This window comes from Streptomyces sp. CAI-85 (assembly GCF_013363615.1).
GTDB lineage: Bacteria > Actinomycetota > Actinomycetes > Streptomycetales > Streptomycetaceae > Streptomyces > Streptomyces antibioticus_B.
The window spans coordinates 1-12,897 of the sequence record NZ_JAANNX010000096.1; the positions used below are offsets into that span (position 1 = coordinate 1).

General features: G+C 70.6%; 10 protein-coding genes and 1 pseudogene. All 11 read left to right on the forward strand.

Features of this window, described 5'->3' with window-relative positions; genetic code table 11:
• Positions 1–691, forward strand: a 691-nt coding sequence (locus G6W55_RS35415) for a class I tRNA ligase family protein (RefSeq protein ID WP_175524747.1), incomplete at its 5' end; no start/stop codon positions are given.
• Between the two features lie 633 nt (positions 692–1,324).
• Entirely contained in the window at positions 1,325–2,809 is a 1,485-nt protein-coding gene (locus G6W55_RS35420; protein WP_175524748.1) for a folylpolyglutamate synthase/dihydrofolate synthase family protein, read from the forward strand.
• 9 nt (positions 2,810–2,818) lie between these two features.
• The gene (locus G6W55_RS35425) at positions 2,819–3,169 is read left to right on the forward strand and encodes a DUF4233 domain-containing protein (RefSeq protein WP_030779472.1); all 351 of its coding nucleotides are present in this window, start codon (positions 2,819–2,821) and stop codon (positions 3,167–3,169) included.
• A gap of 115 nt (positions 3,170–3,284) precedes the next feature.
• Entirely contained in the window at positions 3,285–3,698 is a 414-nt protein-coding gene (gene ndk, locus G6W55_RS35430; protein WP_175524749.1) for a nucleoside-diphosphate kinase, read from the forward strand.
• Positions 3,699–4,029: 331 nt separating this feature from the next.
• Positions 4,030–5,049 carry a rod shape-determining protein gene (locus tag G6W55_RS35435; RefSeq protein ID WP_030779466.1) on the forward strand — a complete coding sequence of 340 codons (1,020 nt, stop codon included), beginning with the start codon at positions 4,030–4,032 and terminating at the stop codon, positions 5,047–5,049.
• 168 nt (positions 5,050–5,217) lie between these two features.
• Complete coding sequence (gene mreC / locus G6W55_RS35440; RefSeq protein ID WP_175524750.1) at positions 5,218–6,144, forward strand: rod shape-determining protein MreC; 927 nt, start codon at positions 5,218–5,220, stop codon at positions 6,142–6,144.
• Positions 6,145–6,159: 15 nt separating this feature from the next.
• On the forward strand, positions 6,160–6,831 hold the full coding sequence (gene mreD / locus G6W55_RS35445; protein ID WP_085207360.1) for a rod shape-determining protein MreD: 672 nt from the start codon (positions 6,160–6,162) through the stop codon (positions 6,829–6,831).
• A 76-nt stretch (positions 6,832–6,907) separates the two neighbouring features.
• Positions 6,908–9,172 (forward strand): penicillin-binding protein 2, encoded by a 2,265-nt coding sequence (gene mrdA, locus G6W55_RS35450; RefSeq protein ID WP_175524751.1) that lies wholly within the window; start codon positions 6,908–6,910, stop codon positions 9,170–9,172.
• Complete coding sequence (gene rodA, locus G6W55_RS35455; RefSeq protein WP_175524752.1) at positions 9,169–10,368, forward strand: rod shape-determining protein RodA; 1,200 nt, start codon at positions 9,169–9,171, stop codon at positions 10,366–10,368. Before mrdA ends, rodA begins: the two co-directional genes overlap by 4 nt.
• A gap of 89 nt (positions 10,369–10,457) precedes the next feature.
• A complete protein-coding gene (locus G6W55_RS35460) occupies positions 10,458–11,963 on the forward strand; it encodes a CYTH and CHAD domain-containing protein (protein ID WP_175524753.1) in 1,506 nt (501 codons plus the stop codon).
• An 84-nt stretch (positions 11,964–12,047) separates the two neighbouring features.
• Positions 12,048–12,897, forward strand: a pseudogene (locus G6W55_RS35465) (B12-binding domain-containing radical SAM protein); the annotation flags it as partial.

Genomic DNA, 12,897 nt, shown 5'->3' on the forward strand with positions numbered 1-12,897 from the left:
CTTCGCGTGGGACGAGGTCTTCGACTGGTACGTCGAGCTGTCCAAGACCACCTTCCAGGCGGGCGGCCCGGCGGCCGAGGTGAGCAAGCGCGTCCTGGGCGAGGTCCTCGACGTCACGCTGAAGCTGCTGCACCCGGTGGTCCCCTTCGTCACGGAGACCCTCTGGACGACCCTGACCGGCGGCGAGTCGATCGTCGTCGCCGACTGGCCGAGCGACTCGGGCTTCCGTGACGCCGCCGCCGAGCGGGAGATCGAGAGCCTCCAGGCCGTCGTCACCGAGGTCCGCCGCTTCCGCGCCGACCAGGGCCTCCAGCCCGGCCAGCGGGTTCCGGCCCGCCTGGAGCTGGACGGCACGCCGTTCGCGGCGCACGAGGCGGCGATCCGCCAGCTCCTGCGTCTCCAGCCGGAGGGCGAGGCGTTCTCCGCGACCGCCACTCTGCCGGTCGCGGGCGCCACGGTCGCGCTGGACCTGTCCGGCACGATCGACGTCGCCGCGGAACGCAAGCGCCTGGCGAAGGACCTCGCGGCCGCGGAGAAGGAGAAGGCCCAGGCCACCGCCAAGCTCGGCAACGAAGCCTTCCTCGCCAAGGCCCCCGACAACGTCGTGGACAAGATCCGAGGCCGCCTGACCAAGGCGGACGAGGACATCACGCGCATCCAGGCCCAGCTCGGCCGCCTCCCGGAGGCGTAGACGCGCACGTCCCCCGAGGCCCCGGAGCTGCACAGTTCCGGGGCCTCGGGTTGCCGTGGGGGCGTTGCGCAGCCCGGCGCTCGCGGGGTGCCGCCGCGCCCACCCGTGCCGCCCCAGCGGCACGACTGCCCGCGGCTACGGTGGCACCTGCGGCACACCCGCGGACGCCGGAGCTGTACAACGCCGCGCACATCAACCCACCCAGGGGCGCGGGGAACTGCGCGACCGGCCCGCACCAACCCGCACCCGCCCAGCGGGACCGGCCGCCGCCCTCCACGGGCGCTCAAGGAGCCCCGGACGCCATCGGCCCACCCAGGGGCGCGGGGAACTGCGCGCCCGGCCCGCACCAACCCGCACCCGCCCAGCGGGACCAGCCGCCGCCCTCCACGGGCGCTCAAGGAGCCCCGGACGCCATCGGCCCACCCAGGGGCGCGGGGAACTGCGCGCCCGGCCCGCACCAACCCGCACCCGCCCAGCGGGACCAGCCGCCGCCCTCCACGGGCGCTCAAGGAGCCCCGGACGCCATCGGCCCACCCAGGGGCGCGGGGAACTGCGCGACCGGCCCCCGCGAACCCGCACCCGCCCGACGGGATCAGCCACCCCCTTCCACAGGCGCCGCCTTAGACTGGCCCCGTGAGTGACAGCGACCCCTTCGACGAGATCGTCGCCGCCGAGACCGACCGTGATCCCGACCTCGCGGTGATCGAGGCCGGCAGCCGTACTCTGCGCACCCAGGGCGCCGGGCCGAGCGCGGAGGTTCCCGCGCGGCCCGCCGACCCCGAGGTGGACAAGGCCCTGCGCGAGGTCGAGACGGAGCTGGCCACCCGCTGGGGCGAGACCAAGCTGGAGCCCTCCGTCAGCCGCATCTCCGCGCTGATGGACGTCCTGGGCGACCCGCAGCGCTCGTACCCCTCCATCCACATCACCGGGACCAACGGCAAGACGTCCACGGCCCGCATGATCGAGGCCCTCCTCGGCGCCTTCGAGCTGCGCACCGGCCGCTACACCAGCCCGCACGTCCAGTCCGTCACCGAGCGCATCAGCCTGGACGGCGCCCCGATCTCCGCCGAGCGCTTCATCGAGACGTACCAGGACGTCAAGCCGTACGTCGAGATGGTCGACGCGCAGCAGGAGTACCGGCTGTCGTTCTTCGAGGTGCTCACCGGCATGGCGTACGCCGCGTTCGCGGACGCCCCGGTGGACGTGGCCGTCGTGGAAGTCGGCATGGGCGGCTCCTGGGACGCCACCAACGTCATCGACGGCGACGTCGCCGTCGTCACGCCCATCGATCTCGACCACACCGACCGGCTGGGGGAGACCCCCGCCGAGATCGCGGGCGAGAAGGGCGGCATCATCAAGCAGGGCGCGACCGTCATCCTGGCCCAGCAGCCGGTCGACGCGGCGCAGGTCCTGCTGAAGAAGGCCGTCGAGGTCGACGCCACCGTGGCCCGCGAGGGCCTGGAGTTCGGTGTGGTCGCCCGGCAGGTCGCCGTCGGCGGCCAGCTCGTCACCCTGCGCGGACTCGGCGGCGAGTACCCCGAGGTGTACCTCCCCCTGCACGGCGCCCACCAGGCGCACAACGCGGCCGTCGCGCTCGCCGCCGTCGAGGCGTTCTTCGGCGTGGGCGCCCAGCGGGCCGAGCCGCTCGACCTCGACACCGTCCGCAAGGCGTTCGCGGCCGTGTCCTCGCCGGGCCGCCTGGAGGTCGTGCGCCGCTCGCCGACGATCGTGCTGGACGCCGCCCACAACCCGGCGGGCGCCCGGGTCACCGCCGACGCGGTGGGCGAGGCGTTCGATTTCAGCCGGCTGATCGGTGTGGTCGGCGCGAGCGGCGACAAGAACGTCCGGGGGCTCCTCGAAGCCTTCGAGCCGATCTTCGCCGAGGTCGTCGTCACGCAGAATTCCAGCCACCGCGCGATGGACGCGGACGAGCTGGCCGCGATCGCCGTCGAGGTGTTCGGCGACGAGCGGGTCCAGGTCGAGCCGCGGCTGCCCGACGCTCTGGAGGCGGCGATCACGCTCGCCGAGGAGGAGGGCGAGTTCACCGGCGGCGGTGTGCTGGTCACCGGTTCCGTCATCACGGTCGGCGAGGCCCGGCTGCTCCTCGGGAAGGGCTGAGGCCCCGTCATGCGTACGCTCTGCTCCTCGACCCTGATCGGCGAGTTCTTCATCGTGGGCTTCGCCGGCCTGGTCGCCATGAAGGACCCCGACCTCGCCATGTCCACGGTGTGGACGGTGTGCGGGATCGCGATGTTCGCCTGTGTGGTGCTGTGCGGGCTGGTCACCCGGCCCGGCGGCGTCGCCCTCGGCTGGGCGCTCCAGATCGCGCTGGTCGCGGCCGGGTTCTTCGTCCCGATGATGTTCATCGTGGGGCTGCTGTTCGCGGGCCTGTGGTGGGCGTCGGTGCACTACGGACGCAAGGTGGACGAGGCGAAGGCCCGCTTCGCGGCCCAGGCGGACACGGCGGACGCGGTGTGACAGCGGGCCCACCCGCCCGAGCCCTGCCCTGTGCTCCCGCCCGTGATCACGCCCTGTAATCTCGTCCCACCGCACCCCGGCAGTAGTGCACCACAGCAGTCGTAAGGAGCCCCTCGTGAGCCAGCGCACCCTCGTCCTCCTCAAGCCCGACGCCGTCCGTCGTGGCCTGACCGGCGAGATCATCAGCCGTATCGAGCGCAAGGCCGACTGGCGGATCACCGCGCTGGAGCTGCGGACCCTGGAGCGCGCCACCCTGGAGACGCACTACGCGGAGCACGTGGGCCGCCCGTTCTACGAGCCGCTGGTCGAGTTCATGCTGTCCGGCCCCGTCGTCGCCCTGATCGTCGAGGGCGAGCGGGTCATCGAGGGCGTGCGCGCGCTGGCCGGTCCGACCGACCCGATCGCCGCCGCGCCGGGCTCGATCCGCGGCGACTTCGGTGTCATCGTCCGGGAGAACCTGATCCACGCCTCCGACTCCGAGGAGTCCGCCGAGCGCGAGGTCAAGATCTTCTTCCCGGGCCGCGCGTAGCCGACCGCATGCCGCCGGGGCGCGGTGGGCAAAGTTTTCGTGGAGAATTCTGAGTCACCGTCAGCTCGATCGTCCGCCTGACCTGGGACGGCCGTACCTTTTCGGCCGTCCTTCGGCATATGCGTGCCGATCGGGGGAACGCGTGCCCCCGATGGACCGTCTCCACAAGCGAGCCGGTGCCGCATCTGCTGACAATGGCGAAGACCCTCGCGCAGTGTTCGAGAAGGCGCGTCTACGATGTAACCCTTCACGTCACAGCACCCACCTCGCCGTCCTGAAAAAGCCGTCACACGCTCATGGGAAGGCCAGTCGAATCCTGATGGGGAACTCAATGTCGTTCATCGGCCGTGACATGGCTGTCGACCTCGGGACCGCCAACACGCTGGTGTACGTCAGGGGTCGCGGGATCGTACTCAACGAGCCGTCCGTCGTCGCGATCAACACCAACACCGGTGGCATCCTCGCGGTCGGCGCGGAGGCGAAGAAGATGATCGGGCGGACGCCGGGCAACATCGTCGCCGTGCGTCCGCTGAAGGACGGCGTCATCGCCGACTTCGAGATCACCGAGCGGATGCTCCGCTACTTCATTCTGAAGATCCACAAGCGGCGGTATCTCGCCCGGCCGCGGGTCGTCGTCTGTGTGCCCTCGGGCATCACGGGTGTCGAGCGCCGTGCCGTCATCGAGGCGTCGACCCAGGCCGGCGCCCGTCAGGTGCACATCATCGAGGAGCCCATGGCCGCGGCCATCGGCTCCGGCCTGCCGGTCCACGAGGCCACGGGCAACATGGTGGTGGACATCGGCGGCGGCACCACGGAGGTCGCGGTCATCTCGCTCGGCGGCATCGTCACCGCACAGTCCATCCGCGTCGCGGGCGACGAACTGGACAACGCGATCATCCAGCACATCAAGAAGGAGTACAGCCTCCTTCTCGGTGAGCGGACGGCCGAGCAGATCAAGATCACGATCGGTTCGGCGTACGACCTCGACTCCGACGAGCACACCGAAATCCGTGGCCGGGACCTGGTGTCCGGACTGCCCAAGACCGTCGTGATCTCGGCCGCCGAGGTACGCAAGGCGATCGAGGAACCGGTCAACGCGATCGTCGACGCCGTGAAGACCACGCTCGACAAGTGCCCGCCGGAGCTGTCCGGCGACATCATGGACCGCGGAATCGTTCTGACCGGCGGCGGAGCCCTGCTGCGCGGACTGGACGAGCGGCTGCGCCGGGAGACCGGTATGCCGATCCACATCGCCGAGGACCCGCTGGACAGCGTGGCGCTCGGCTCCGGCAAGTGCGTCGAGGAGTTCGAGGCGCTCCAGCAGGTCCTGGACGCCGCGCCCCGCAGATGACGTAACACTTCGATTCCGCCGTACGGGACGATCCCTTCTCGTGCGGCGGATCGTCGATATCGAGGCATAAGCTCCGACAAAGCGCCCTTGGCCTTTCTGGCCAGGGGCTACCCGAATTCCACAGTCTGGTTCCTGTTTTCCTATCGAGGAAGGGCACGGCCGCCGCACGTGAGGGACACACGAGAGAGCCGGCTGCTCCTGGTGCTGCTGGTCGCCGTCGCGTTCGCGCTGATCACGGTCGACATCCGGGGCGGCGAGGACTCCCCGGTCGACGGCGCCCGCCAGGCCGCGGCCACCGTCTTCGGCCCGATCGAGGACGGAGTGGCCTCGGCGGTGAACCCCGTCGGCAACGCCGTCTCCGCCGTCCGCGAGTCCGGTGAGCGCCACGACCGGCTCGCCGCGCTGGAGAAGGAGAACGCGGCCCTCAAGGCGAAGCTCGGCAGCGACGACCGCAACCGCAGCCGCCTCAACCAGCTCGACAAGATGCTCAAGACCGCCGGCGCGGGCCAGTACGGCATCAAGGGCGCGCAGGTCATCGCGATAGGAGCGGCCCAGGGCTTCTCCTGGACGATCACCGTCGACGTCGGCGCCCGGGACGGCGTCAAGCGCGACATGACGGTCCTCAACGGCGACGGCCTGGTCGGCCGGGTCACCACGGTCGGCCCGAACACCGCGACCGTACTCCTCGCCAACGACCCGGACTTCACCGTCGGCACCCGGATGGAGGGCTCCGACGAACTCGGCTTCGCCTCCGGCCAGGGCGACCAGCCGCTGCGCGTCGAACTGCTCAACGGCAAGGCGGACGTGAAGAAGGGCGACCGGCTCGTCACCTTCGGCTCGCAGGCCGACAAGCCGTTCGTGCCCGGCGTCCCGGTCGGCGTGGTCTCCCGGGTCGACCCCTCCGGCGGCGACCTCACCCGCACCCTCTACGTCACGCCGTACGTCAGCTTCACCAAGCTCGACATCATCGGAGTGGTCGTCCAGGCGCCGAAGAAGGACCCGCGCGACACCGTGCTCCCGGCCAAGCCCAAGCCGGTGCCCACCCCGACGGTCACCGTCACCGTGACCCCGAACGCCGACGGCCCGCAGCAGTAGGAGCTGACACACCCCATGCGCGTCAACCGGATCCTGCTCTCCGTCCCGTTGGTCGTCGTCGCCCTGGTGATCCAGGTGAGCGTGCTCGCCCGCCTCCATCTGCCCGGCGCCGTCCCCGACCTGCTGCTCCTCACCGTCCTCGGCCTCGCCATGGTCTACGGCCATGTCGGCGGCGCCCTCATCGGCTTCGGCGCCGGGCTCCTCGCCGACCTCGCCCCGCCCGCCGACCACGCAGCCGGCCGCTACGCCCTGGTGCTCTGCGTCATCGGCTACCTCGCCGGGCTGATCAAACCGGAGAACGGCCAGATCAAGTCGGCCACCGGCCCGATGCTGGTCGTGGTCGGCGCCGCCGTCGGCTCCACCCTGCTCTACGCGGGCGTGGGCGCCCTGGTCGGCGACACCGCCGCCCGCCATGTCGGCCTGACCGGACTGCTGTTCACGGCGGCCCTCTACGACCTGCTGCTCGCCCCGTTCGTGGTGCCCGTCGTGATGTTCCTGGCCCGGCGCGCGGAGAACGACCCGCTCGCCGAGACCGGCTCCGCCTCCAAGGCGTCCGACCTCTCCTCGGGCTGGCTCTCCGCGGGCACCGGCCTGCGGATCGGCGGCCAGCGCGGCGGACTGAAGATGAAGGTCACCAAGGCGCGGGTGGCCCGGGCCGGCCGCATCAAGGGGGTCAAGCGGCTGTGACCGTAGCGCGGCCGGGCCTCACAGGCTCGTCGGACATGACACCTGAACAGATCCGAGAGGGGGAGACAGCCACACCATGACCAACATTCCCGAGACCGGACGGACCCCACGGGTCCAGACCCGGCTCGTCGTCATCCAGATCCTCGTCCTCTCCCTCCTCGGCACCCTGGGCGGACGCCTGTGGTACCTCCAGATCCGGGAGGGCGCCGAGTACGCCAAGGAGGCGTCCGGCAACCACGTCCAGCAGGTCGTCGAGCCCGCCGTGCGCGGCTCCATCCTGGACGCGCGCGGCGTGCCCCTCGCGGACAACGAGACCCGTCTGGTGGTCTCCGCCTCCCGCACCGACCTGCTCAAGCAGAAGGACGACGGCAAGGGCGTCCTGACCAAGCTCGCGGGCGTCCTCGGCCTGGACCCGGACGAGGTGCTCCAGAAGGTCCGGCTGTGCGACGCCCAGACGCCCCAGCCCTGCTGGAACGGCTCGCCCTACCAGCCCATCCCCATCACCGACGAGGCCACCGCCAAGCAGGCCCTCCAGATCCGTGAGCGCGCCGAGGACTTCCCCGGCATCACCGCCGAACCGGAGGCCGTGCGCCGCTACACCGCCCCCGGCAAGTCCAACACCGCCCAGGTCCTCGGCTACCTCTCCCCGGTCACCGACGAGGAACTCACCAAGGCCCAGGACACCGACTCGCCCTATCTGCGCTCCGACCAGGTCGGCCGCTCCGGCCTGGAGCGCCAGTACGACAAGGAACTGCGCGGCAAGGCCGGCGTCACCCGCTACGAGGTCGACAACCTCGGCCGGGTCATCGGCCAGGCCGAGGCGGACGCCGCCGAGCCCGGCTCCAACCTCGTCACCAGCATCGACTCCCGCGTCCAGCGCGTCGCCGAGTACGAGCTGAACGAGGCGATGAAGGAAGCCCGCAAGCAGTGGGACCGCAACACCCACGAGAACTACAAGGCCGACTCCGGCGCCGTCGTCGTGATGGAGGCCAAGACCGGCCGGGTCGTCGCCATGGCGTCCAACCCGTCGTACGACCCCAACGCCTGGGTCGGCGGCATCTCCGCCAAGGACTACAAGAAGCTCACCGGCAAGAACTCCAACTACCCGCTGCTCAACCGGGCCATACAGGGTCAGGCCGCGCCCGGCTCGATCTTCAAGGTGGTCTCCACGGCCGCCGCGGTCGAGGCGGGGTACGAGTTCGACGGCCGCTACGACTGCTCCAGCTCCTACAGCGTCGGCGGCCAGGTCTTCAAGAACTTCGAGTCGGCGAACTACGGTCCGATCAGCCTCGGCCGCGCCCTGGAGGTCTCCTGCGACACCGTCTTCTACAGCCTCGCCCACCAGCAGTGGCAGAAGGACGGCGGCATCGACCCCAAGAAGAAGCCCAAGGACTACTTCTACAAGGCGGCCCACCAGTTCGGCCTCGGCAAGGAGACCGGCATCGACCTGCCCAACGAGGTCACCGGCCGGGTCCCCGACCGCGAGTGGAAGCAGTCGTACTGGAAGGCCAACAAGGACGCCTGGTGCAAGACCGGCAAGAAGGACGGCACCTACGTCGAGCGGATCTCGTACGAGAACTGCCTCGAGGGCAACAAGATGCGCGCCGGTGACGAGATCAACTACTCCATCGGCCAGGGCGACACCCTGGTGACGCCGATCCAGATGGCCACCATCTACGCCGCCATCTCCAACGGCGGCACCCTGTACGACCCGACGGTCGGCAAGGCCGTCCTGAGCCCCGACGGCACGTTGGTCCGCGAGATCGCGCCCAAGGCGCACGGCAAACTGCCCGTCAGCAAGCAGACCCTCGCCAAGATGGACGAGGCCCTGGAGGGCGTGGCCACCCGCGGTACGGCCGCCTGGCGGTTCGGCGGCTGGCCGCAGGACAAGATCCCGATGCACGCCAAGACCGGTACCGCCGAGGTCTACGGCAAGCAGACGACGTCCTGGTTCGCCACGTACACCGAGGACTACGCGATCGTGATGACGATCTCCCAGGGTGGCACCGGCTCCGGCGCCTCGGGCCCGGCCGTGCGCAACATCTACGACGCGCTGTACGGCATCGCCGACGACGGCACGATCGACAAGAAGAACGCCCTGCTGCCCACCCCGCAGAAGGGCCTGCCGAAGGTCCAGGCGGACGGCACCATCAAGGCGCCCAAGGTCACCAAGGACCCGGCGAAGGAGCAGCGCCTCAGCCAGGAGGGCGTGCCCGACCCGGACGCCTCGCAGCCCGCAGGGACCGTGGAGCAGACCGGCAACAGCAACCGCGACACCCGCCGCAGACAGCGGCGCGGACGGCGGCAGCGGGACCGGGGAAGCCGGAGGATGTGCACATGACCGGCGCGAACAGCTTCTCCGTCTCCGGATACGGGCCCGAACGGGCCGGCTGGACCCGGGTCTTCGCCCGGGACTCGCTGGCCCGGCGGCTGGACTGGCCGATACTGCTGTCGGCGATCGCCCTGTCCCTGATCGGCTCGGTGCTGGTCTTCTCCGCGACCCGCAACCGCACCGAGATCAACCAGGGCGACCCGTACTTCTTCCTGGTACGGCACCTGCTGAACACCGGCATCGGCTTCGCCCTGATGATCGGCACCGTCTGGCTCGGCCACCGCACCCTGCGCAACGCGGTCCCGGTGCTGTACGGCCTGTCGGTGCTGCTGATCCTGCTGGTGCTCACCCCGCTCGGCTCCACCGTCAACGGCGCGCACTCCTGGATCCAGCTCGGCGGCGGTTTCTCGCTCCAGCCCTCCGAGTTCGTGAAGATCACGATCATCCTGGGCATGGCGATGCTGCTGGCGGCCCGGGTCGACGCCGGCGACAAGCCCTACCCGGACCACCGCACGGTCGTCCAGGCGCTCGGCCTCGCCGCCGTCCCCATGCTGATCGTGATGCTCATGCCCGACCTCGGGTCGGTCATGGTGATGGTGATGATCGTGCTGGGCGTGCTGCTGGCCTCCGGCGCCTCCAACCGCTGGATCTTCGGGCTCATCGGCGCGGGCGCGGCCGGCGCGGTCGCCGTCTGGCAGCTCCACATCCTGGACGACTACCAGATCGCCCGGTTCGCCGCCTTCGCCAACCCCAGCCTCGACCCGGCGGGCGTCGGCTACAACACCAACCAGGCGCGTATCGCGATCGGCTCCGGCGGACTGACCGGCGCCGGACTCTTCCACGGCTCGCAGACCACCGGCCAGTTCGTCCCCGAGCAGCAGACCGACTTCGTGTTCACGGTCGCGGGCGAGGAACTGGGCTTCGTCGGCGCGGGACTGATCGTCGTCCTGCTCGGCGTGGTCCTGTGGCGCGCCTGCCGGATCGCCCGCGAGACGACCGAGCTGTACGGCACGATCGTGGCCGCCGGGATCGTGGCGTGGTTCGCCTTCCAGTCGTTCGAGAACATCGGCATGACCCTCGGCATCATGCCGGTGACCGGTCTGCCCCTGCCGTTCGTCTCCTACGGCGGCTCGTCGATGTTCGCGGTGTGGGTGGCGGTGGGGCTGTTGCAGTCCATCCGGGTGCAGCGGCCGATGTCGGCCTAGCGCCCGGCGGGGCGTCACCACGGCGAATAGTGGTCATTCGGGCCCGGCGGGCACTGCCCTCCGGGCCCGAGTGCGACTAGATTTTGTTCATGGCGGAGACGAAACGCGAGATCGAGCGCAAGTACGAATCCGAAGACAGCGGACTGCCCGACCTCACCGGAGTCCCCGGGGTCGCCGACGTCCTCGACAAGGGCACCGCGGAACTCGACGCGACCTACTACGACACCTCGGACCTGCGCCTGGCGGCGGCCTCCGTCACCCTGCGCCGCAGAACCGGCGGCTCCGACGCCGGCTGGCATCTGAAACTCCCCGTCGGACCCGGCGTCCGCGACGAGATCCGGGTCCCCCTCCAGGACGACCTGCCCGAAGAACTCGCCGGACTCGTCCGCGCCCGGGTCCGCGAAGGACAACTGGTGCCCGTGGTCCGGCTGCGCTCCGCCCGCGACATCCACGACCTCGTGGACGCCGAGGGCCGCCCGCTCGCCGAGATCGGCGTCGACCGCGTCCACGCCGAACGCCTCTTCGGCGGCAAGGGCTCCACCCAGTGGACCGAGATCGAGGTCGAACTGGCCGACGACCGCGACCCCGCCTTCCTCGACAAGGTCGAGAAACGCCTGCGCAAGGCCGGCGTACGCCCCTCGAAGTCCACCTCCAAGCTGGCGCGGGCGCTCGCCGAGACCAAGGGCGGCCATCCGAAGCGGAAGGCGACGGCCCCCGGCGAGCCCGTCACCGCGGGCGATCACGTCCTCGCCTACATCCGCGCCCAGCGGGACGCGATCGTCGCCCTGGACCCCGCCGTACGCCTGGACACCGAGGAGTCCGTCCACGACATGCGGGTCGCCACCCGGCGGCTGCGCAGCACCTTCCGCTCCTTCCGCACGGTCCTCGACCGCGAGGTCACCGACCCCATCGCCGACGAACTGAAGTGGCTCGCCGGAGAGCTGGGCGTCGGCCGCGACCAGGAGGTCCTGGCCGAACGCCTCGGCGCCGCCCTCGCCGACCTGCCCCCGGGACTGGTCGACGGCCCGGTGACCGAGCGGCTGCACACCTGGGCCACCGCCGGCCAGGACGGCTCGCGCCGCCGGATGCTCGGCGCCCTGGACTCCCCGCGCTACCTCACCCTCCTGGACACCCTGGACGCCGTCGTCACCGCCCCGCCGCTGCGCAGGGCGGCCGCCAAGAAGCCGGGCAAGGTGCTCCCCAAGGCCGTACGCAAGGACTTCGGGAAGGTGTCCGCGCTGGTCGAGGAGGCGATCGAGCAGCCGCCGGGAGCCGACCGCGACCTCGCCCTGCACGAGGCCCGCAAGAAGGCCAAGCGCACCCGCTACGCGGCCGAGGCCGCCACGCCCGCCCTCGGCGGCCCGGCCAAGGACCTCACCAAGTCCATGAAGTCGCTCCAGAGCCTGCTCGGCGACCACCAGGACAGCGTCATGGCCCGCACGACCCTGCGCGAACTGTCCGCGGTGGCCCACGCGGCGGGCGAGAACACCTTCACCTACGGCCTGCTCTACGGCCGGGAGGAGCGCAGGTCGGCGGCGGTGGAGACCGAGGTCCCCGACGCGTGGAAGACGATCCGCGCGTCCATGACGGTCTAGCCTTTCCGCGACCCGGCCGGGGGAGTGCTCCGGCCGGGTTAGGCTAGATGGTCACCCCTGTCAGCTCACGAAGGTAACGCCGCGATGTCTGTCGAGTCGGTCTTCCCGCAGCTCGAAGCCTTGCTCCCGCATGTGCAGAAGCCGATCCAGTACGTGGGCGGCGAGCTGAACTCCACGGTCAAGCCCTGGGAGTCCAGTGACGTCCGCTGGGCGCTGATGTACCCGGACGCCTACGAGGTCGGTCTGCCCAACCAGGGCGTCATGATCCTCTACGAGGTCCTCAACGAGCAGGAGGGCGTCCTCGCCGAGCGCACCTACAGCGTGTGGCCGGACCTGGAGGCGCTGATGCGGGAGCACGGCGTCCCGCAGTTCACGGTCGACAGCCACCGCCCGGTGCGCGCCTTCGACGTGTTCGGTCTGTCCTTCTCCACGGAGCTGGGCTACACCAACATGCTCACCGCCCTGGACCTGGCCGGCATCCCGCTGGAGTCCAAGGACCGCGGCCCGGACGACCCGATCGTCCTCGCCGGCGGCCACGCGGCCTTCAACCCCGAGCCGATCGCCGACTTCATCGACGCGGCGGTCATCGGCGACGGCGAGCAGGCCGTCCTCGACATGACCCGCATCATCAAGGAGTGGAAGGCCGAGGGCCGCCCCGGCGGCCGCGAGGAGGTGCTCCTGCGCCTCGCCAAGACCGGCGCGGTGTACATCCCGGCCTTCTACGACGTCGAGTACCTCCCCGACGGCCGGATCGCCCGTGTGGTCCCCAACCGCTCGGGCGTGCCGTGGCGGGTGTCCAAGCACACCGTCATGGACCTCGACGAATGGCCTTACCCCAAGCAGCCCCTGGTCCCGCTCGCCGAGACCGTCCACGAGCGCATGTCGGTGGAGATCTTCCGCGGCTGCACCCGCGGCTGCCGCTTCTGCCAGGCCG

Coding starts and splice junctions, on each gene's coding strand:
- mrdA (WP_175524751.1), top strand. CDS start 6,908: ATGACCAACATTCCCGAGACCGGACGGACCCCACGGGTCCAGACCCGG.
- G6W55_RS35460 (WP_175524753.1), top strand. CDS start 10,458: ATGGCGGAGACGAAACGCGAGATCGAGCGCAAGTACGAATCCGAAGAC.
- G6W55_RS35435 (WP_030779466.1), top strand. CDS start 4,030: ATGTCGTTCATCGGCCGTGACATGGCTGTCGACCTCGGGACCGCCAAC.
- mreD (WP_085207360.1), top strand. CDS start 6,160: ATGCGCGTCAACCGGATCCTGCTCTCCGTCCCGTTGGTCGTCGTCGCC.
- rodA (WP_175524752.1), top strand. CDS start 9,169: ATGACCGGCGCGAACAGCTTCTCCGTCTCCGGATACGGGCCCGAACGG.
- G6W55_RS35425 (WP_030779472.1), top strand. CDS start 2,819: ATGCGTACGCTCTGCTCCTCGACCCTGATCGGCGAGTTCTTCATCGTG.